This window comes from Frankia casuarinae, from assembly GCF_000013345.1.
Taxonomy (GTDB): Bacteria; Actinomycetota; Actinomycetes; order Frankiales; family Frankiaceae; genus Frankia; species Frankia casuarinae.
The window spans coordinates 2780248-2801008 of sequence record NC_007777.1 but is presented as its reverse complement, the minus strand read 5'-3'; the positions used below and the strand labels follow the sequence as shown (position 1 = coordinate 2801008).

Below are 20761 nucleotides of genomic sequence, written 5' to 3'. Positions count from 1 at the left end.
CATTGCTAACCCGCCACACTTTCCCGTTTCCCACACCGGGCCGCCCGCCACCTAGTGGTCCTGTTGCCGGAGGTGATGTGTCGAACGCCGAGTCGAACGCCGAGCGGAAAAGAGCCCCGGGAACCCTTGCATCGCCTAAGCTGGAGACTGAGGGATTCCCCGGATAATTCGATTCCATCACGAGAGCGGTGTACTATCATCATGCGAGTATCCGACCGCGGCGGTGGCCGTGTCCAGTGACGTCGATCTGTGGCTGAGGCGTTTCCATCCGGCGTCGGCGAGCGCCCCGCGGCTTGTCTGTTTTCCCCATGCGGGCGGCGCGGCAAGCTTCTACGTTCCGCTATCCAGGGCATTGTCGCCGGTCGCCGAGGTGCGTTCGGTGCAGTATCCGGGCCGCCAGGACCGGCGGACGGAGAGGCCCGAGACGGCCATCGAACCCCTCGCGGACCGCATTGCCGACGTGCTGCGTCCCCTCACCGACCGCCCGCTGGCGTTCTTCGGTCACAGTATGGGGTCGACCGTCGCCTTCGAGGTGACCCGCCGGCTGGAGGCGGCGGGCGGCCCGGTGCCGTTCGTGCTGTTCGCATCCGGCCGCAGAGCCCCGTCGGCCTCCCGCGCCGAATCCGTGCATCTCCTGGACGACGAGGGTTTTCTGCGGGAAATCCGTGCGCTTGGTGGAACCGACCCGCGCATCCTCGCCGATCCCGAAATACTGAAGCTGATCCTGCCGCCCACCCGGGCGGACTACCGGGCGATCGAAACGTATTCTGCCCCGTCGGACGCGGTGATCGGTACGGCGATTACCGTGCTGGTCGGGGATTCCGACGCCAAGGCCACCGTGGCCGAGGCCGAACAATGGCGGGCGCACACGACCGGTGCGTTCACGCTGAAGGTCTTTCCCGGTGGCCATTTCTATCTGTCGGACCAGCAGGCCGCCGTCATCGACACCGTCTCGGCCGGGCTGGTTCCCGCGGCCACCGCGGGGCCCTCGCTCTGACCCGTCGGCTTGCCCCGCCGGCTGGCTCGTCGGTCAACGTTGTCGACCTGGACGTGTCGACCTGGACGTGACCCCCACCACGGGCACCGGCGGCACCCCGGGCGGGATTCGCGTCAGCGTATTTCGTTCGGGGCCGTGGCACCGCGGCTACGCTTCGACCGTGCGGTACGGGTCGGGACGCGAGGGACGCGAGGGACGCGAGGGACACGAGGGACACGAGGGTGTGGTGGCCGGTCTGCTCGCCGCGGCCGCGGCCGAGACGGGCGCGTCCGTGGGGACCCCGCCGGCGCGGGCGATGTCCCGCGCCTACCGGGAGTTGTCCGACCGGTATCGCGCGAACACCGCCACACCGGGTGACGGCGAGCTGACGGCGGATCACGTCCAGGCCTACCTCGCCGCCCGACTGCCCGCGACGCTGGCGGTCACCCGCGCGGTTCTCGGTGAGGTGGCGCTGCGCCGCCCGGACTGGCGGCCCGGGTCCGTCCTCGACCTGGGCGCGGGTCCCGGGACGGCGACCTGGGCCGCGCTGGCGGTCTTCCCCGGCGTGACCCGGGCCGTCCTGGTCGAGCGGTCCGCGCTGATGATCGACGTCGGTCGCCGGCTGGCCCGCCGCGGTGGCGCGCCGGCGCTGGGCACCGCGACCTGGCAGCGCACGTCCGTGCTCACCCCGCCCGGCGACGGCGCGGACCGGGCCGACCTGACAGTGGCGGCCTATGTGCTGGGCGAGCTCGCCGACGGCGACCGGGCCGCAGCCGTGGCCGCGTGGTGGCGGGCCACCGCGGCGGAGTTGGTCATCATCGACGCGGGAACCCCGGCCGGCTTCGCGCGGATCCGCGCCGCGCGCTCGGCGCTCGTCGAGACCGGCGCGACCATCACCGCGCCCTGCCCCGCCGACGACGACTGCCCGATGACGGCGGGGGACTGGTGCCACTTCGGCCGGCGGGTCGAGCGCAGCGCACTGCACCGGGCGATGAAGGACGGTGCGCTCGGGTACGAGGACGAGAAGTACTCCTACCTCGTCGCGTCGCGCCGGCCGCCCGCGCACGCCGCCGGTCGGGTGCTGCGCGTGCCGCGGGCCCGCTCGGGCCATGTCCGCCTGACGGTCTGCGAGGCGCCGCGGCAGGGTGACGTGGTCATGCCGCGGCAGCGTGACGTGGTCGTTTCCCGCAGCGAGAAGGAGGCCTACCGCTGGGCCCGGCGGGCCTCCTGGGGGGACGCCGTCCCGCCCGGCACCGGGCCGCGCTGACCCGCTGTCAACGTCGGGACCCGCCGGTGACCGGAACCCGGTGACCGGAACCCTTTGACCTGGTACCCGGCAGTCATGGCCAGTTACCGGCTGTCTACGCTTATGTCTGTTATGCCGTTGTCTGTTATGCCGTGTCGGTGTGCGTCGAAGCCGGTCCATCAGATGGACGGCGGGTCGACGGCGGCCCGCCGCCGGGCCCGCCGGTCGGGCCGCACGCCGGCGCTGATCGTCGCGGCCATCTGCGGGTGTTCGTTTGTCGTCAGCCTGGTCCTGCAGGCGACGCTGTACCGGCACGGCTCGGGTGACGCGGACGAGGCGGCCTACGTCCTGCAGGCGCGCATGCTGCTCGACGGCCGCCTCACCCTGGACGCGAACACCGTCGAGCCGTTCTTCCGGCCCTGGCTGACCGGGGAGCACGACGGGCGGGTGTTCACCAAGTACCTTCCCGGGTGGCCGGCGCTGCTCGCCGCGTCCCAGGCGTTGTTCGCCACCATGGCCGTCGCCCCGGCCCTGGTGGCGGCCGGCTGGGTGGCCGGGACGTACCGGCTGGCCCGCGAGCTCTTCGACGACGCGGTCACCGCGGTCACGGCGGCGGTGTTCGTCGCGCTGTCCCCGCTCGTCCTGGTACACACCTCGCTGCCCCTCGCCTACGCGTGCGGAGCCGCGACGCTGACCCTGGCGTGCGCGGCGCTGCTGCGTGGCGGCCGGACCGGGGCGCGGCTGTCGCTCATCGGCGGCGGGGCAGGCCTGGGATTCGTCCTGCTCCTGCGGCCCTTCGACGCGGTGATCGTCGCCGTTCCCGTCGTGGTGTTCGTGCTGGCGCGGCTGTGGCGGTCCGCGGGTGGCCGGTCCGCGGGTGGTCGGTTCATGCGTGCCGTGGCGCACCGGACCGCCTGGGCACTCGCCGGCCTGGCGCCGTTCGTTGTCGTGCTCCTGGCGTACTGCCGGCGGGTGACCGGTTCTGCGCTCCGGGCGCCGCTGTCGGCCTCCGATCCGCTGGACCGCTTCGGTTTCGGGCCGCGTCGCATCCTGCCCTCGGAGCCGACGTTCCTGTTCACCCGCCGGCTCGCCCTCGAGGCCCTGCACGGCACCGTCGTGGCGGCCCCGAGCTGGGTGTTCGGGGGCGTCGCGGTCCTCGTACTCGCGATCTTCGGCGCGCTGCGGGCGCACCGCCGTCCCGAGCGCGTCCTGCTGGTCGTCATCGTCGCCGCCGTCGGTGGCGGCTACTTCTTCTGGTGGGGTTCGGCGTTCGCGATGCCGGGCCTGCTCAACGGTCTCGGTCCGCACTACCATCTGGCCGCGTTCGCCCCGATCATGATTCTCGCCGCCGACGGCGCCCGCCGGGTGTGGTCCATGAGCGAACGGTGGTTCTCCCCGTGGCCCGGCACCGGCTCTCCGCCGGCCCGACCCGTCCCGCGGCGACCCGTTCTGCGCGGATCAGGTCTGCGCAGACCCGTCATCGCGGTCCTCGCCGCCGCGGGCCTGATCCTCCTCACTGTGGACGCGATCCCGGACAAGGTCGCCGGCCAGCGATGGGTGAACGACCGCAACGCGTTCCTCGACGCCCTGCTGCCGGACCGCTACCCGGCCCCGGCGGTGGTCGTCGTGACGCCCGGCGTCCCGAGCCGTTACACCCAGGTGCCGTACCAGATGCTGCGGAACACCCCGGACCTCGCCGGGCCGGTGGTGTACGCCGCCGACATCGGTGCCGGCACGGCCACCCTGCCCGACCGGATGCCGGGCCGGGCGGTCTACCGGCTGCGTCCCGACGAGATCGTCGACCCGGCCGCGCCCGCGAGCTACTTCGGGTCCTTCACCGCGCTGCGCCAAGTCGCCGGCAACCGCGTCCGCGTCCAGGTGACGGCGCGCGATCCCGGTGGTGCTGGTGGCTCCGGTGGCACCCTATACATCCGGTTGGGTGCCACGACCAGAACCGTCCAATTCGGGCCCGCGAACGCCGGGCCCGCGGACGCTCCCGGGATCACGCACACCTTCACGGTGACGACCGGCACCCCGCTCGGACCGGACGAGCTCGGCATCGCCGGTGCGACGCTGCCCGACGAGCTCGTCGTCGGGTTCACCGTGCCGACGGGAGCCGGTGCGGCACGCTGGGAGGAGCGGATCCCGCTGGCCCGGCGTCCCTCCGGAGAGCTGGCCCTGCTCGTGCCCGGCCTGGGCTGGCGTCAGGTGCCGAACCGGCCCGGAGCGGGATGGCTGCCCGCCCCGGTCCGTCCGGCGCTGGCCGTCTCGGTCGGTGCGACGTGACCGGGGAACGGATCGTGACCAGATAATTCGATGGATTTGACCGGTGCGGCGCCGGGGTCAGACCCAAATCCGCCAGTAGCGTGATGGTGATTGTTTGCCGGTCGGTTTCGTGATCGAAATCGGTGGGGAGGGCTTCCCGGCCGGTTTCGGGTACGCCGAGAGCCCGAATGTTGCTCCGGGCGGGCCGGGGTCCTTTCCGGGGTGTGGGGGTGGCTGTGAGGTCGGGGTGGGGTGGTGCGACGGGTGCGCGGGGGCTCGGCGGCCAGCTGTCAGGTGGCGGCGGGCAGGGCGTCGAGCCGGTCGAGGGCGGCGGCGAGGTGCCGGTCACGCCCTGGTGGCAGCCTCAGCCGGCCAACATCACCCCGCTACTGGCGTAGCTGGGTCAGAACAGCGGCACGCTTCCGCTCTCGGACTGGCCGAGCCGGTGGCAGGTGTCGCTGTCGCGCAGGTAGCCGAAGGAGAAGGCCTGGGCGCGTTGACGGGGGGTGCCGTGGGCGCCCGGGGCGGAGGCCGCCTCCTGGTCGAACCAGCCACTGTCGCGGGTGTCGCCGATGCTGTAGAACAGCAGCGCGCCCTGCAGCGCGTCGGTGAACGCGATGCGCTTGGCGTCGTGCGCGCTCTTGGCCTGGCGGCCGGCGAAGCAGTCGGCCTGGTTCTCCTCCGCGCGCGACACCACGCCGATCGTCCCGCCGATCCGGGCGCCCCGATGGCCCAGCTCGTGCATGATCACAAACAGCGGGTAGGACGCTCCACCCGCCTGGAACAGCTCCGTCATGAAGTCGACGCTGTAGGCGACGGTGTCGTCGAGCTGGCAGTACAGTGCGTTGTCCGCGAACTGCTTGGGATCGTTCACCTGCGCGCCGCAGGCGTCCTGCGGAACCTGGCCGTCCCGGTAGGGGACGAACCGCGGTGGTGTCCACGCGTCGCCGAGTTCGCCGTGCCAGAAGCTGTTCGTGCCGCCCGGGCAGCCGACCGGTTCGGAGAGGAGCTTCTCGACCCCGGCGAGGTCGGTCACCCTGCCTCCGCACTCCCCGGCGGCCGCGATCGGCACCGCCGACGTGCTCACCGATGTCCCCCCCGCGGCCGCGTCCCCCGCGGCCGCGTCCGCCGCGGGGGACGCGTTGCAGCCGGTCAGTACCCCGACGGACACGACGATCGCGGCCAACGCCGCCCAGATGACCCGCACGAGGCATCACCGTAGAGGTCCGCCCCGGTGTGTGGAACCCGACGTCGTCACCCTGACAGGCGCCGACGCCCTGACCTCGCCTAACTGCCGGTCGACGGCCCGGCCACAGGCCCCGATGGGCGCCCATCGGTGGAACCGGGTGAACCCGCCCGCGCCCGTCAGGCCACCGGCCACGAGGCAGAGGCGGTCCGGGGGCGTCAGGCGAACAGCTCGCGGATGTCGTCGGCGTCGAGCGTCGAGCTGAACACGTCACCGTCGTCCATGACGCTGGAGAACAGCCGTGCCTTCCGGTCCTTCATCGCCATCACCTTCTCCTCGATCGTGTCCCGGGCGACGAGGCGGTAGACCATGACGTTGCGGGACTGCCCGATGCGGTGCGTCCGGTCCACCGCCTGTTCCTCGGTCGCGGGATTCCACCACGGATCGAGCAGGAAACAGTAGTCCGCCTCGGTCAGGTTCAGGCCGAACCCGCCGGCTTTCAGGCTGACGAGAAAAACCGGGGCCGACCCCGTCTTGAACCGCTCGAGCACGGTGGACCGGTCGCGGGTCCGGCCGTCGAGGTAGCAGTGCTCCACACCGAGGGCGGACAACCGTTCGCGTACCTTGCCGAGAAATCCGGTGAACTGGCTGAAGACCAGGGCCCGGTGACCACTGTCGACGACGTCGGTGAGCTGCTCGAACAGAGCGTCGATCTTGGCGCACGGCAGGTCTGCGTGGTGGTCGTCCACCAGGCCGGCGTGCAGGCTGAGCTGGCGCAGCAGGGTCAGCGAGCGCAGGATCGTGAAGCGGTTGCGGTTCATGTCGTCGACCAGGCCCAGTACCTTCTGCCGTTCCCGTTGCAGATAGGTCTGGTAGAGCCTGCGGTGCCGCGGGTGCAGGTCCACCTCCAGGACCTGTTCCTGCTTTGGCGGGAGCTCGGGCGCCACCTGTTCCTTGGTGCGGCGCATCATCAGCGGCCTGATCCGCCGTCGGAGCTGGGCGAGCAGCTCGACGTCGTTCTGCTTCTCGACCGGCCGGGCGTAGTAGTCGCGGAAGCGGATCGGGTTCGGGAACAGGCCGGGCGCGGCCACCGACAGCAGCGACCACAGCTCCATCAGGTTGTTCTCCATCGGGGTCCCGGTGACGGCCAGTTTGAACGGCGCCGGCAGCAGCCGGGCGCACCGGTAGGCCTTCGCCTGGTGATTCTTGATCATCTGGGCCTCGTCGAGGATCAGGCCCGACCAGGCCAGGCTCGCGTACTCCTCGTGCTCGAGGCGGAAGAGCGTGTACGAGGTGATCACCAGGTCGGCGCCCGACACCGCCTCGTCGAGGGCCTCGCCACGCCGCCGCTGCGTGTCGCGGATCGCCACCGTTCGCAGCCCGGGCGCGAACCGGGCCGCCTCCGCGGCCCAGTTCGACACGACGCTCGTCGGCGCGACGACGAGGAACGGCGCGAGCTCGGGATCGGCCTGCCGGGCGTGGCAGACCAGCGCCAGCGTCTGCAGCGTCTTTCCCAGGCCCATGTCGTCGGCGAGCACCCCGCCCAGCCGGTACTTCCAGAGGAACGCCAGCCACCGGAAACCGTCGAGCTGGTAGGAGCGCAACGTCGCCGCGAGCGTCGCCGGCGGCTCCTGTTCGAGCTGGCCCTCGGCACCCAGCTCCAGCAGCCCCGTCACCTGCTGGCGCCACGACCGCGCCTGGCGCTCGACCACACCGAGCCCGGCGAGCTCCTCCCACAGCCCGACCTGGAACCGACTGATCCGCAGCGGGCCGCCGGGTGAGTCCTGTAGTGCCCGCGCCTCCTCGATCAGTCGCCGCAACGACTGCAGCTCGGGCTTCTGCAGGCTGAAGTAGGCGCCGTCGGCGAGGAGCAGGTGCGACTGCCCCTGACTCAGCGCCAGGAAGACGTCCGTGAACGGCACCTGCCGGCCCTCCACGGTGACGGTGACCCCGAGATCGAACCAGTCGGTCTCGCCCACCACATCGTCGGTGGACAGGCCGATGAGCAGCGAGTCGCCGGCCTCCCGGTAGGCCGCGGGGTCACCGCTGACCTCGACGGCCACCCCGGGCCGGTCCGCCAGCAACGGGAGCAGCTCCGTCGTCGCGCGCATCGTGTCGACGCCGCGCAGCCGCACCCGTGGCCGCAGACCGGAACCCTGGTCACCGGCGAGCAGGGCGGCCGTGCCGGAGGGCAGATCCAGCGCCGCCAGCACGTCCCGCAACGCGTCCTGCTCCTGGCGCGGATCCCGTAACCCGTCCGGTTCCGCGGCGGGAGGCGTCGCGGCGGGCAGCATCGTGCCGTCCGGTTCGGTGCCGTCCGGCTCCGTCGCGTACAGCGGCACGTGGATCCGCTCGCCGCCGACCTCGTAGGCCCATCCCCAGCTGAGGTCGAGTTCGTGGTCATCGCCGTAGGAGGCGTGCAGCACCAGGGCCGGCGGCGGCACCTCCGGCGGCTCGAAGGAACCGTCGCTGGACACCACGGGGGCCAGGCGCCGCAGGCGCGGGTAGAACTCCGCGCGGAAGCGGGACTCCTCGCTGCGGGGCACCCGCAGGCTCCGGTTCCCGACCGCCATCCGCTGCAGCCGTGGCGGCACCGGCTGGGCGAGCCGCGCGAGCCGGACGTGCCAGTCCCGATGGTCGTCGGAGGTCAGGACCTCCGCCCGGTCGACGTACACGACGCCGTGGCCGTCGCGGCCGATGAACGAGAACACGGCGGCGTCCGTCGCCGTCCCGCCGAGGTGGAGCAGGGGAGCCACGACCAGCGACTGCGTGCTCTCGTCCTGGGTGACGTTCAGGCACAGTTCCGCGGAACCGTACCGGCTCACGTCGCCGAGCTTCTTGCGGGCATGCACGAACCGGAGGCCGACCGCCTCGGCCTCGTCGAGCATCGACCAGAGCTGCCGGCTTTCGAACGCGCAGAGATCGAGTCGTTTCGCGCCGCCGGAAGAGTAGGAGGAGTAGTACGAGTACCCATACCGCTCCTCATGGGCCCGGTACACGGCGAAGAACTCCTGCAGCAGCCGTACCTGCGGCTGTTGGTACTCGCGGGTCTGGTACGCCGCGTTGAGGGCGTCCCACCCGATGGCGTTGACCCAGCCGTTCCGGCCCGGCTGCACCAGCCGGGCCGTGACCCGCAGGCCCAGCTCGGACCCGCCGCCGTGGGCCGGCGGATCCGCCGTGAAGCTCAGCTCGACGGCCAACGGCGTCGTCCCGGCGGCCCCGCCATGGCCGCCGCCGACGGCGGGCGAGGAACCCAGCAGCTCTCCCAGGTCCTCGGTCCAGGCAGCCGACCGGGACGGCCGCGGCTGAGCCGGCCGGGGCCGAGCCGACCGCGGGGAGGACCCGGACCGCCGCGCCGATGGGCCGGGGGCCGCCGCACCCGTTGCCGCGCTCGCCGTGGCCGTCGCGCCTGTCGTGGCCGTCAGCACCAGCGCCACGACGTGCTTGCAGTCGGCGCCCACCGGGCAGGTGCACGAGCCGTACTGGAACGTCCAAGAGGACGGACCGTCACCCGAGAACTGCGCGTTCGTCGCGTAGACCTCGCCGCCGCTTCCACGCACCCGGCCCTGGAGGGTGTTCTCGTCGGGGTCCCAGTCGATCCTCGTGACCGCGCTCTGCTGGGCGTAGTGCACACCTCTGGCATACGAACGTTCGCTGACGGCTGTCCGGAGACCGGCGGTGCCGGGTCCCTGCCACGACACGGAGAGCATGCCGTTAAGGTAGCAGGCGGTGACGGAAGGTCGCCAAGTAGCCCGACTCGGCCGTCGACAGGCATGGCCTATCGCGTCGACGGTGAGAGGGTGCTGGGGATACGTGCGCCCGAGACGAGGCTGCGGTCGAGGTCCGCCACGGTCGCGGCGCCGAGCAGTGCCATCGCGTGGTCGAATTCCACGCGCAGCAGTTCAATCATCCGTAGGACACCGGCCTCGCCGCCCGCGGCGAGGCCGTACAGGTAGGGCCGACCCACGAAGACCCCTGCGGCGCCGAGGGCCAGCGCCTTGACCACGTCGTTGCCTCGCCGGACACCTCCGTCGAGGAACACCGTGAGTCTGCGCGCCGCCGCGTCAACCACCTCCGGCAGAATATCGATGGTCGCGGGGACGCCGTCCAACTGCCGCCCGCCATGGTTCGAGACCACGACACCGTCGACGCCCAGCTCGACGAGCCGGTCGCACTCGTCCCCGCGCATCAGGCCCTTGAGGAGCAACGGGCCTTCCCACAACGACCGGATCCGCTCGACGTCCTCCCAGGTGACGCAGTCCGACGACGATTTGATTGTCGCTCGGGTCTGGTTGAGGCTTAGCCGGGACGGGCCGCCGGGACAGCCGGCGCCGAATTGGCCGCGCATGAAGTCGAATTTGCGCATGAAGTCGAATTTGCGCATGAAGTCGAATTTGCCGCGGATGAAATCGGTCGCCCACGCCGGCTTGCTGGCCCCCTGCAGCAGCATCTTGGGATGCGGCGGCCGACTCATGAGCTTGTTGCGGGTGTCGCGTTCACGGTTGCCCAGGACCGGCGTGTCGATGGTGATGGCCAGGGCCCGGTAACCCGCCGCCGCGATCCGCCGGACGAGGTTCCCGACCTCGGCGCGGTTGGGGGGCAGGTAGAGCTGATACCACAGCGTGCCGGTCGAGCGCGCGGCGACATCCTCGAGCGGGAAGGCTGCCACGGTGCTCTGCATGTACACGATGTCCGCCCGCGCCGCGGCCCTCGCCACAGCGATCTCCGCGGACGAGCGCGCGAGGCGGCCCGCGCCCGTGGGCGCCAGCATGATCGGCATCGACAGCCGCTCGCCGAACACGGTAGTCGAGAGGTCTCGTGTGGCGACGTCGGCGAGCGGCCGCGGGCGGAACTCGATGCGGTCGAACGCCGTGCGGTTACGCCTGAGCGACACCTCGTCGCCGGCGCCGCCCTCCATGGCGTCGAAAACCGCCCGGGGAAGCCTGCGGCGCGCCAGTTCCCGGAAGTCCTCGACATTGATTGCGTCCTGCACCCTCACGAACACGGACCTTTCGCTGTCGGCCTGGCCACGGGATCGCGTTCTCCCGGTCGCCAGGATTGCCAGTCACTCCGGAAGCACTCAAGCGGCAGCCGTTCACGCCTTGCGGGAGCTGGTACAGCCAGCGAGGACCGCCCGGATGTCGGCCGCGATCTCGCTTACGACGGGTTCGCGCAGCACGGTGTCGTGGTCGCCGCCCACGGTGCGGTAGGTCGTCTCGCCGGTCAGCAGCGGGCGCCAGGCCTCCGTACGGTGCGGCGGCGAGGCGGCCGCCAGGTAGACCAGCGCCCGCCCGTTCCAGGGCTTGGGCCGGTAGAACCTCGTGAGCACCCGCGACTGGTTGTAGAAGACGTCGTACTGGTTCATGCCCTTGAACTGAACGACGCCAGCCAACGGGAGTTGGGCCGCCTGCCGGGCCCAGCCGAGCAGGACCCGTGCGGCAGCCCCCGCGCGCGCCGGGCCCATAGCCGATCCCCTCGCACGGTCCAAGGCTGGGGCCGGATTCGAGCTCCTGGTCGGGCCCCCCGGAACTGGAAGCTGAGAGGGCTGCACTCCTCCCGCGAAGACGCCGGAGGACGTGTCGGGCAGGAAGCTGTCGATGAGGACGAGCAGTTCGACGTGCTCGCCGGCCTCGGTGAGGAGTCTCGCGGTTTCGAGGGCGACGAGGCCGCCGAAGGAGTGGCCGGCGAGGTAGTAGGGGCCGGCGGGTTGGAGTAGGCGCAGGGTGCGGGCGTGACGGCGGGCGGCGGCGTAGATGGACCAGTCGGGGAGACCGCGGTATTCGAGGCCGTGGGCTTGGACGCCGTAGACGGGGCGTTCGCCGTCGAAGTGGCGGGCAAAGCCAAGCATGCCGACAGCGAGGCCGCCGGCGCCGCAGAAACAGAAGAGGGGCCCGCCGCTGCCGGTGGTGCGCAGCGGGACGACGGTGGGGTGGCGTAGGACGTCGGTGCCGGCATTGCGCAGGCGGGCGGTGAACTCGGCGACGGTGGGGGCGTCGGCGACGGTGGAGGTGGGGAGTTTGACACCGAGTTCGTCGGCGACTCTGGTGAGGAGCTCTTCGGCGATGAGGGAATCGCCGCCGAGTTCGACGAAGTCGTCGTGGATACCGACGTCGTCGAGGTGCAGGGCGGCGGCCCACACACCGGCGACGGCCTCTTCCCACTGGTCGCGGGGCGGGTCCTGGCCGGGTTTCGGACCGGCGGGGGGCAGGTTCAGTCGGTCGACCTTGCTGCGGTCGGTCCTCGGTAGCGCGGTGACCAGCATGACGGTGGCCGGCACCATGTAGGACGGCAGCTTGGCCCGTAGCAGGCGCCTGATCGAGGCCGGTGAGACCCGGGCGCCGGTCACGGGGACGACGTAGGCGACCAGGCGGGCCCGCTGCGTGGTCCTGTCGGCCACGACGACGGCTTCTAGCACATCCGAGCTCGCCAGCAGGGCGGACTCGATTTCGATCGGCTCGACGAGGTACCCACGGATCTTCACGGCCGCGTCGTTGCGGCCGACAACCCTGAGCTGGCCGCTGGCGTCGATGCGCCCGAGGTCTCCGGTGCGGTAGGTGGGTGTGCCGTCCGGCCCGATGCCGAACCGCGATGCGCTCGCCGCCGGCGCCCGCCAGTAGCCCCCCGTGATGAAGTGGCCCATCACGACGATCTCCCCCGTCTCACCGGGCGGCATCTCGATGCCATCCGGCGAGACCACCCTCACCGCGACGTCAACCACCGGCCGCCCGGCCGGCATCACGCCGTCGGGCAGGTCGTCGTCCGACCAGATCGGGGCACAGGTCGCCGTGCCGAGCTCCGAGGCTCCGTAGGAGACCAGGAACGCCGCGGCCGGCGGTAGGTGGTGGCGGGCCAACTCGACGTCGCGGGCGTAGATCGCCTCGCCGACCGACATGACGAATCGGAGGTCGTCGAGCACCTCGTCCGGCTCAAGGCAGCCGAACACGATCCGGATCAGCGCCGGCGTGGCCACGATGCCGGCCGGCCGGGTGGCGCGCAGCCAGTCGGCCAGGTCTCGGACGCCGCGGACCCGAGGGTCGTACATCTCGAGGGTGGTGCCGAAGACCAGGCCACCGACCGTCCGGTTCATCCCCGAGATGAAGGAGTAGGGCAGGAAGAGCGGCAGGCGGTCGCCCGGAACCAGCCGCATCACGTCCTGGACCTGGATGGCGTAGTGGATGCCCAGCAGGGCGCGGTGGTGCCACACGACACCCTTCGGTACTCCGGTCGACCCGGAGGTGAAGATGAGCACGGCTGGATCGGTATCGGCCCGGCGCGGCGCGGTCGACGCCACCCGGTCAGCCAGCGCCGGGGACCAGTCGGCGACGCGCTCGTCGCCGACGTCGATAGTCTCCACGATCCCCGGCAGCGCGGCGGCAGTCCGCTGGTCGGCGGAGCCAGTCGGTCCGGTGACGCACACCGAGGCCCCCGCCAGTCCCACGACCTGAGCGAGACGGTCGGTGGGATGCATCCTGTCGAGGGGCACGCAGGGCCGGCCGCTCGCGATGACGCCCAGGACGGCGGCGATCCCGCTCGCGCCGTGGGGCAACAGCACCGCGACGGGCGTGTCCGGGTCAGCCGCGGCGGGCTGCCGAAGGATGCGGTCGGCGACGACGTCCACCCAGGCGACGAGCTGGGCGAAGGTAACGGCACGGTGTTCGTCGCGGACCGCCACGACGTCGTGGCAGACCATGGCGACGGTGCGGATCCGGTCGACGACGTTTCCGAACCGGTCGTCGGGACGCAGCGGCGGCGGTACCGGCACCGCCTGGGTGACCTGGCCTTTCCTCATGCCAGGCCTTTCCTCGCGCCAGCCAGGTCAGTGGCCCCAGGGACGGGCGGTGTTGTCATGGCGCCTCCCGGGCGGGCACTGGTATTGGAGCCGTGACCGCGCTCCGGTCCGTTCAGATCCGTTCATATCTAACACGAACGGCTTTGCGACCGACCATCCAGGCCATATTAATCATTAACGTAAGGGTATGGTTGCCATAAGGACCTGGCGCCCGCGATACGGCTCGACGCGAAGCGCCGCTTCGTCTCCCTATTGGCCGAGCCGGGTCTGTTGCGGCAGGGTCGGTGGAAGCGGTCGGCATGATCGACCGATATGTCTCCGCGCCGTCGGGCCGTTGGTGCCGGTGCCAGAGTTCGCAAGATTCCGGTGGTACTCGCGATTGGCCCGGTCCGCTCGGGATACCGAGGAACTGCTCACCAGGAGTGGTATCGACGTCGACCACGTTACTGAGCCTTTCCGCGTAACCATCTGTTGCATTGTGTAGCATTAATGGCGTGTTTCTGCGCGGTCTCAATAGGTCAGTGCACCACGTGTGGATCCAGTCACAGGGCTGGATCTGATAGGACGTGGTGTCCCTTGACCTGGAGGCGCGGTGCGCCGTCCCAGGCCACCTCGAAGGCCACCTCGAAGGCGATCTGATCATCGGCAAGGGTGGCAAGAGCCAGATCGCGACCCTCGTCGACTGAGTAGGTAGCCGCGGGCGCCGGTGCGTGGAGCGGCGAACACGAATTCGTCCTCGCCGTACATCGGCCAGCCACAACGCCCCCGAAGGGAGCGGTTCATACAACGCCTAACACCTGGTGGCCCGGAGGGAGCTCGAACAGCTCGAACCCCGAGGCGGCCTCGAACCCCGAGGCGGCCTCGAACCCGCGGGAGGGGGACACCGTCCCGCGGGCCCGAGGCGGAGAGGTCCTTCGCCGGATCGTGGGATGCCGTGGCGGACCTCGGCTAGGGGCCTCGGCCAGGGGCCTGGGTCAGGGGGCCTGGGTCAGGGGGCCTGGAATCCCGCGTTGGTCAGCACGGTGCTCGCCTTGTCGGACAGGATGAAGTTGACGAACGCGGTGGCGCCGACGGCGTTGGGCGCGTTCTTCAGCGCGACGATCGGGTAGTCGTTGATCGCCTTGGCGGATTCGGGGAACTCGACGCCGTCCACCTTGCCCGCCGACGCCTTGACGTCCGTGCGGTAGACCAGCGCGGCGTCGACCTCACCGAGGGTGACCTTCGACAGCGCGGACTTGACGTCCTGCTCCAGGGTGACCGGGGTCAGGTTCACTCCGGTGGCGGCGAGCGCCTTCTTCGCGGCGGCTCCGCAGGGCACCTGCTCGGCGCACAGCGCGACCTTCACCCCAGGCTTGGTCAGGGCGGGCAGATCGGTGATGCCCTTCGGGTTGCCCTTCGGTACGGCGATGACGAGCTGGTTGCGGACGAAGACCTTGGGCGCGCCGACGTTGTCGCCGGCGTCGGTGACGGTCTTCATCGTGGCCGGGCTCGCCGCGGCGAACACGTCGGCCGGGGCGCCGGAGGTGATCTGCTGGGCCAGCTGCGAGCTGCCGGCGAAGGAGAAGGTCACCTTCGATCCGGGGTTCGCGGCCTCGAAGTCCTTGCCGAGCTGGGTGAACGACCCCGTCAGCGAGGCGGCGGCGAGCACCTTGACGGTCCCTTGTACTCCGCTCGCGGCGCTGCTGGCCGTGGCGGAGGGTGTCGCGGCAGCGCCGCCGTCGCTGCCGCCACATCCGGCGGTCGCGAGAAGCCCGGCGCCGAGCACCGCCAGGGCCACCGTCTTCATCCTGCGAAATCTCACGTGTCCCGTTCCTCCACCCGTTCACCCGTTGTCCGACTGCCGCAGCCGCGGACCATGTCGCTGAGCTAATCCGCAGATACGAAACTCTGTGCATGATAGTTCCGCATCTGCGCGCTGAACAGGTGGGTTGTTCCGTGGTGTGCCGATGCGCGGCCGGGGCCTGCGCCACGGCGACCGGAGCCCCGCTCGGCGGGCGATGTCGAGAGCGGTGCCGAGGGCAGGGTCGAGAGCGGTGCCGAGCCGGTTGAGCCGGTCATGCTCCTCTGGCCGGCCGCGGGTTACGACGGCAGGACGTGGAAGGTCCGGTCGTGGTAGATGAGCGGGGACGCCTCCGGGTCGGCGTCCGCCTCAAGGACCTGGCCGATGATGAGGAAGTGGTCCCCGGCCTCGACGGGTGGCCGGGCGGAGCAGCGCAGCCACGCCCGTCCCCCGTCGAGCAGGGGCTCGCCGGTGGGCAGCCTGGTCCAGCGGGTCGGCGAGGCGAATCGGTCGATCCCGCTGCGGGCGAAGCGCCGGGCGACCTCCTCCTGCTGGGAGGACAACAGGGTCACCACGAAGGTCTCCGCGACCCGCAGACGGGGCCACGACGAGGCACCGCAGGAGATGGCGAAGACCACCATCGGCGGTTCGGCGGACAGCGACGCGAGCGAGGTCGCGGTGAAGCCGACGGGTCCCGTGCCCGCGTCGGCGGTGATGACGGCCACGCCGGCCGGATGGCCGCGGAAAACGGTTCGGAACAGGCCGCCGTCGACGGCGCGCGCCCTGAACGGACCCTGGGTCTGGCGAAGCGAGGCCGTCATGCTGGATGCTTGCCGAGGTTCAGGCGACGAGTGGGGGTTCAACCGGACACCTGTGCGTCCGCCGTGTCCCACTGGGTAGCCGTGTCCCACTGGGTGCAGTGCACCCTTCTACACTAAATCTATCTTAATGGTTGGTCAATGGGTCGATCAGACCACCTCCGGGCGCCGGACCGGAGGGGCGTCACAGGTCGTCACAGGTCGCGGCGGGTCCGCGGGCCGAGAGCGAGAATCATGCGGCCCTCCAGGCCCGGGACTCGGGTTCGTGTCACCAGCCGCAAAGTAGCTCTCTGTAGCGGCAGTGTTAGGTGTGACGCAGCACGTGAGGTCGTCGATCAGACGATCTGTCTTCCCTTGGCCACGAGCAATTACCGATGCATCTGGTACAGGTATGTATCGGAACGGTCACGGTGACGGACCGCCATGACGAAAGGGGAATCGGATGGTCGATGACACCCAGACTCTGGTCCTCGACTCCGTGCAGGCCAGACGAGTCGCAGCGCTGATCACCTGGCAGCATGCCGTCGGGGGGCAGGCGCACTGCTTGGCCCGGCTGGTGCTGCGCGCCGCACCCGAACCGCCGGTCGCGGTCCTGTCCGAGCTGGCCGACAACCCCGACCGTCTCGGGATCAGCGGAGATATGGCCGGGGTCGCCGTGGCGTTCCTCGCGGCCATGCGGCCCTACGCCACCCTGGACCCCGCATCGCTGGTCTGGATCACTCACCACGGGCCGTTCTCCTCCCCCGATGACGACGGCGGGCCCCAGACCTTCACCCGCGTGGACCTCGACTACCGCGATGGCGCCTTCCGCGACGACCTGCGTGCCGCCCGCAAGGCCGACATCGTGGTCTCCGCCACCGGACAGCCCACCTGCTCACCGGCGAGCACATCGGCGAGCACATCGGCGCCCACCAGTGCCTCGTTGTGGACTCCGGGTTCATGCCGCGCGCCGACGGGTCGGTGGCCGGCGACATCCACCCCAGCGCCGTCGGGATCCCGTAGCGGATCACCCCGGTGCCCGGTGGGGTCGGCCCGGTCGAGATGGCCGTGCTGATGGAACGCATCGTCCGCCAGGAGGCCGACCCGAACCTGCGCCCCTGGGCGCTGCCCCCGGCGTCGCCCCGGACCCGCGCCCAGACCACGACGCGCGCCGCCTTCCCGACCCGCAACCCGTCCCCATCTCGTACCCCACCCCGGCGGGAACCGCCACCTCCTCCACCGATCCCCACCCCGCCCCGGCGGCCCCGGTGAGCGGCGGACTGTCCGCGCTGCGCATCGCCGCCCTGGTCCACGCCGGGGAGCTATCCGCCGAGCAGATGACCCGCGACGCGCTTGCGCGTATCGCGGACGGCGATTCGGCGGTGCGGGCCTTCGCCGCCCTGTGGCCCGAGCAGGCGTACGCCCACGCGGCCGACGTGGACCGCCGGGTCCGCGCGGGCGAACGGCCGCCGCTGGCCGGGGTGCCTCTGGGGGTGAAGGTTACCGAGGGGCTGACCTCGACCCAGACCCGCCGGCTGCTCGCGGGCGGCTGCGTACCGGTCGGTGCCACCGCCACCCCGGGCCCGGGCACTACCTGGCAGACCTGGGGGCACACCGACCGCGGCCCGACTCTCAATCCGCACGACCCGGCTTGGAGCCCCGGCGGGTCGTCCGCCGGATCGGCCGCCGCCGTCGCCGCCGGCCTGGTTCCCTTGGCCACCGGCAGCGACGGCGCCGGTTCGGTGCGCATCCCGGCGGCGTGGTGCGGCGTCGTGGGCCTGAAACTCACGGGCGGCCGGGTGCCCGCCCGCGACCGCGCGGGTCTCAACGCTGCCGGCGTGCTGGCCCGCGAGCCCGCCGACGCGGCCGCCTACCTCGACGCCGTCGCGGGCACCGCGACCCTGCCGGCGCTGCGCCGCCCCGACCGGCCGCTGCGCACGGCGTGGTCGGCCACGCTCGGTTTCGCCGATACGGCCCCGGCGGTCGCCGAGGTGGCCCGCACCCACCTGGACGCCCTCGCCCGAGCCGGCGCGCTCGCGGTGACCGATGCCGTGCCGTGCTTGCCCGACCCGGCGGACTGCTGGGTGTCCCTGCGTCACAGCGGCCAGGACACCGCCGGTACCCGGGCCGCCCTGCTGCGCTCTCTCGGTGGCCTGTTCGCCGGGCACGACCTGCTCGCCACCCCGACCACACCCAACCCCCCGCACGGCCACCAGGGGCCCGGGGAGACGATGAGCGTGGCACTCACCTGGGCGTTCAACATCACCGGCCATCCTGCGATCAGCATCCCAGCAGGCCTAACCGGTGTCGGGGAACCGGTTGGCCTGCACCTGGTCGCCCCACCGGGCCGCGAGGCCGACCTTCTCGCCGTCGCTCTGGTGGCCCGCGCCATGCCCACCGCGCCCATCCGAACATGGCGACGACGGCTACCGGGCCCGGGACTCGGGTTCGTGCCTTGACGGCGCCGACCTCGTCCTGGTCGCCGAACTCCTCGGCCACGCCCGCGTCGACACCGTCCGGATCTACACCCTGCCCACCGACGACGACGTCCAAGACGCCGTCGACCGGGTCACCGTCGACTACGAACCACTCCGAAACGGACCATGCCACTACAGAGAGCTACTTTGCGGCTGGTGGCACGAACCCGAGTCCTGGGCCCTCCAGCGCTGTCCCGTTGCTGTCCCGTGCCGTTCAGAAGATCCCGAAACGTCAGAAGATCCCGAAACGTACGACGCACAGGGCACCGGCCACCAGGCAGTAGACGGCGAAGGGGGTCGCCGTGCGGGTTTCGAACCATCGGGCCAGGAACCGGATGGACACGTAGGCCACGACGCCGGCGACGATCGCCCCGAACAGGGTCTGACCGCGAACACCGTCTCCGAGCGGGCCGAGGAGGTCGGGGAGTTTCAGCAGGCCGGCGGCGAGGATCACCGGGGTGGCGAGCAGGAACGCGAACCGGGCGGCGTCGAGGTGGGAGAGTCCCCGGGACAGGCCAGCGATCATCGTGACGCCCGACCGGCTGATTCCCGGAGCCAGGGCGGCGGTCTGCGCCACCCCGACGAGCAGGGCGTCCAGGCGCGGCAGCGCGGCGAGCCGCCGGTCGGCGTGCCGGGCCGCTGTCTCGGCTTCGGGTAGTGCTGTCTCGGCTTCGGGTAGTGTCACATCCTCGGCTTCGGGTAGTGCCGTCTCGGTCGTCACGGCCTTCGAGTGGTTGCCGGGCCCGGACCCGGGTGCGGATCCGTGAGCTACCAGGGGACCGGAGGCCGGGCGCGTCCCGACCCTGCGGCCCGTGACCGGCGCCGAGCGTGGTATCGGCATGGTGTGCTCGTCCCGGTATCCGGCCGGCCCGGGAGCGCCGCGGGTCGTCGACCGGCGGCGCAGACGCTCCCCCAGCAGCATGATCATGCCGTTCACGGTGAGGAACACGGCGGCCGGCAGCGGCCGGCCCAGGTGGGTGCGCAGCGGATGCTCGAGGAGCAGCCCGACGATGCCCACCGGAACGGTCCCAAGGATGATCAGCCAGGCGAGCCGGCCGTCGGCGGTGGTGACCCGCCGGTCCCGGACCGAGACGGCCAGGCCCGTGATGATGCGCCGCCAGTCGTCACGGAAGGCGACGATAAGCGCCGCGGCGGTGGCCACGTGCACGGCGACGATGAAGGCGAGGTAGGGCGACTCGGGCGCGGAGACGTCGAGGTCCGCTGCCCATCGGCCGCCGATGAGAGCCGGCACGAGCACGCTGTGACCAAGGCTGGACACCGGGAACAACTCCGTGGCGCCCTGCAGGGCACCGATCACGCCCGCCTCGGCGTAGCTGAACGAGGACATGCCCGGCACCGTGCGCCTTCGATCATGTGAACATGGTGTGATGACCGAGTCCCGCGGCGCCACCGGCCGTGACACCGGCCGCAGACCGGAGCGGTTCTGCGCTCGCAGCAGCTCTACGATCCGTTCCATGCGGGTACTGGTCGTCGAGGACGAGGCGCGCACCGCCGCCCTGCTCCGCCGTGGCCTGGTCGAGGAGGGCTACGCGGTCGACGTCGTCGGTGACGGCGCCGACGCGGTCTGGCAGGCGACCGAGATCGGCTACGACGCGATCGTCCTGGACCTCATGCTTCCCGGTCTCGACGGATTCGAGGTGTGCCGCCGCCTGCGCGAGGCGGGCCGCTGGGCCCCGGTGCTCATGCTCACCGCCCGGGGGGACGTTGACGACCGTATCCGCGGTCTCGACGCGGGTGCCGACGACTACCTGCCCAAGCCGTTCAGCTTCGGGGAACTGACCGCCCGGCTGCGGGCGCTCGTGCGGCGCGGGGCCGTGGAACGCCCCACCGTCCTGCGGATCGGGGATCTTCGCCTCGACCCGGCCGAGCACCGCGTCCTGCGGGCTGGATCGCCACTCGACCTGTCCGCGAAGGAGTTCGCGCTCCTCCACCTGCTCATGCGCCATCCCGACGAGGTTCTGACCCGTACCTATATCGTCGATCACGTCTGGGACTTCGCCTTCGACGGCACCTCCAACATCGTCGACCAGTACGTGCGCTACGTCCGCCGGAAGATCGACATTCCGGACGGTCCGTCGCTCATCGAGACCGTCCGCGGGGTCGGATACCGGCTACGGACCCCGGCCGAGACGCCGCCCGGGAGGTCCCGCACACCTGATGTGTCTGCCGCGCCCGGTGCGTCTGCCGCGCCCGGCCCGGTCGTCGACGGGGGATCGTAGCCCGA

The 20761-nt window shown here is 71.2% G+C and carries 15 protein-coding genes; 8 read left to right on the top strand and 7 right to left on the bottom strand.

Features of this window, described 5'->3' with window-relative positions:
- The first annotated feature begins 223 nt into the window (after positions 1-223).
- From FRANCCI3_RS12130 to FRANCCI3_RS26955, 4 genes are all read left to right on the top strand, one after another.
- Entirely contained in the window at positions 224-997 is a 774-nt protein-coding gene (locus FRANCCI3_RS12130; RefSeq protein ID WP_011436824.1) for a thioesterase II family protein, read from the top strand.
- Positions 998-1157: 160 nt separating this feature from the next.
- Complete coding sequence (locus FRANCCI3_RS12125) at positions 1158-2243, top strand: small ribosomal subunit Rsm22 family protein (protein WP_049760911.1); 1086 nt, start codon at positions 1158-1160, stop codon at positions 2241-2243.
- A gap of 162 nt (positions 2244-2405) precedes the next feature.
- Positions 2406-4508 (top strand): hypothetical protein, encoded by a 2103-nt coding sequence (locus FRANCCI3_RS12120; RefSeq protein WP_023840273.1) that lies wholly within the window; start codon positions 2406-2408, stop codon positions 4506-4508.
- 209 nt (positions 4509-4717) lie between these two features.
- Positions 4718-4885, top strand: coding sequence for a hypothetical protein (locus FRANCCI3_RS26955; protein ID WP_157493410.1), 168 nt, complete (start codon positions 4718-4720; stop codon positions 4883-4885).
- 5 nt (positions 4886-4890) lie between these two features.
- Here the strand turns inward: FRANCCI3_RS26955 and FRANCCI3_RS12115 are convergent, their stop codons facing one another.
- From FRANCCI3_RS12115 to FRANCCI3_RS12090, 6 genes are all read right to left on the bottom strand, one after another.
- Positions 4891-5694, bottom strand: a complete 804-nt coding sequence (locus FRANCCI3_RS12115; protein WP_011436821.1) for a metalloprotease — start codon at positions 5692-5694, stop codon at positions 4891-4893.
- A 197-nt stretch (positions 5695-5891) separates the two neighbouring features.
- The gene (locus tag FRANCCI3_RS12110) at positions 5892-9383 is read right to left on the bottom strand and encodes a DEAD/DEAH box helicase (RefSeq protein ID WP_011436820.1); all 3492 of its coding nucleotides are present in this window, start codon (positions 9381-9383) and stop codon (positions 5892-5894) included.
- 68 nt (positions 9384-9451) lie between these two features.
- Positions 9452-10672 carry an alpha-hydroxy acid oxidase gene (locus FRANCCI3_RS12105; RefSeq protein WP_011436819.1) on the bottom strand — a complete coding sequence of 407 codons (1221 nt, stop codon included), beginning with the start codon at positions 10670-10672 and terminating at the stop codon, positions 9452-9454.
- A 96-nt stretch (positions 10673-10768) separates the two neighbouring features.
- Positions 10769-13462, bottom strand: a complete 2694-nt coding sequence (locus FRANCCI3_RS12100) for an AMP-binding protein (RefSeq protein ID WP_011436818.1) — start codon at positions 13460-13462, stop codon at positions 10769-10771.
- 988 nt (positions 13463-14450) lie between these two features.
- On the bottom strand, positions 14451-15248 hold the full coding sequence (gene modA, locus FRANCCI3_RS12095) for a molybdate ABC transporter substrate-binding protein (protein WP_035910845.1): 798 nt from the start codon (positions 15246-15248) through the stop codon (positions 14451-14453).
- 293 nt (positions 15249-15541) lie between these two features.
- Complete coding sequence (locus FRANCCI3_RS12090) at positions 15542-16063, bottom strand: flavin reductase family protein (protein WP_035958251.1); 522 nt, start codon at positions 16061-16063, stop codon at positions 15542-15544.
- 439 nt (positions 16064-16502) lie between these two features.
- Here FRANCCI3_RS12090 and FRANCCI3_RS26205 point away from each other — a divergent pair, with 439 nt between their 5' ends.
- From FRANCCI3_RS26205 to FRANCCI3_RS12075, 3 genes are read left to right on the top strand one after another with little or no spacing between them, the layout of a single operon-like run.
- Positions 16503-17114: a hypothetical protein gene (locus FRANCCI3_RS26205; protein WP_035958252.1), complete on the top strand. Its 612-nt coding sequence runs from the start codon at positions 16503-16505 to the stop codon at positions 17112-17114.
- Positions 17075-17311: a hypothetical protein gene (locus FRANCCI3_RS27465; RefSeq protein ID WP_035958255.1), complete on the top strand. Its 237-nt coding sequence runs from the start codon at positions 17075-17077 to the stop codon at positions 17309-17311. The genes FRANCCI3_RS26205 and FRANCCI3_RS27465 overlap by 40 nt, the downstream gene beginning before the upstream one ends.
- Positions 17308-18498 (top strand): amidase, encoded by a 1191-nt coding sequence (locus FRANCCI3_RS12075; RefSeq protein ID WP_200923107.1) that lies wholly within the window; start codon positions 17308-17310, stop codon positions 18496-18498. The genes FRANCCI3_RS27465 and FRANCCI3_RS12075 overlap by 4 nt, the downstream gene beginning before the upstream one ends.
- Before the next feature lie 250 nt (positions 18499-18748).
- Here FRANCCI3_RS12075 and FRANCCI3_RS12070 read toward each other — a convergent pair whose 3' ends face one another.
- Positions 18749-19864, bottom strand: coding sequence for an undecaprenyl-diphosphate phosphatase (locus FRANCCI3_RS12070; RefSeq protein ID WP_011436814.1), 1116 nt, complete (start codon positions 19862-19864; stop codon positions 18749-18751).
- A 127-nt stretch (positions 19865-19991) separates the two neighbouring features.
- On the opposite strand from FRANCCI3_RS12070, the gene FRANCCI3_RS12065 reads away from it, so the two are divergent.
- The gene (locus FRANCCI3_RS12065; RefSeq protein WP_023840282.1) at positions 19992-20756 is read left to right on the top strand and encodes a response regulator; all 765 of its coding nucleotides are present in this window, start codon (positions 19992-19994) and stop codon (positions 20754-20756) included.
- Positions 20757-20761 lie beyond the last annotated feature (5 nt).

Coding starts and splice junctions, on each gene's coding strand:
- FRANCCI3_RS12120 (WP_023840273.1), top strand. CDS start 2,406: ATGGACGGCGGGTCGACGGCGGCCCGCCGCCGGGCCCGCCGGTCGGGC.
- FRANCCI3_RS12110 (WP_011436820.1), bottom strand. CDS start 9,383: ATGCTCTCCGTGTCGTGGCAGGGACCCGGCACCGCCGGTCTCCGGACA.
- FRANCCI3_RS12100 (WP_011436818.1), bottom strand. CDS start 13,462: ATGAGGAAAGGCCAGGTCACCCAGGCGGTGCCGGTACCGCCGCCGCTG.
- modA (WP_035910845.1), bottom strand. CDS start 15,248: ATGAAGACGGTGGCCCTGGCGGTGCTCGGCGCCGGGCTTCTCGCGACC.
- FRANCCI3_RS12090 (WP_035958251.1), bottom strand. CDS start 16,063: ATGACGGCCTCGCTTCGCCAGACCCAGGGTCCGTTCAGGGCGCGCGCC.
- FRANCCI3_RS26205 (WP_035958252.1), top strand. CDS start 16,503: ATGGTCGATGACACCCAGACTCTGGTCCTCGACTCCGTGCAGGCCAGA.
- FRANCCI3_RS12070 (WP_011436814.1), bottom strand. CDS start 19,864: ATGTCCTCGTTCAGCTACGCCGAGGCGGGCGTGATCGGTGCCCTGCAG.
- FRANCCI3_RS12065 (WP_023840282.1), top strand. CDS start 19,992: ATGCGGGTACTGGTCGTCGAGGACGAGGCGCGCACCGCCGCCCTGCTC.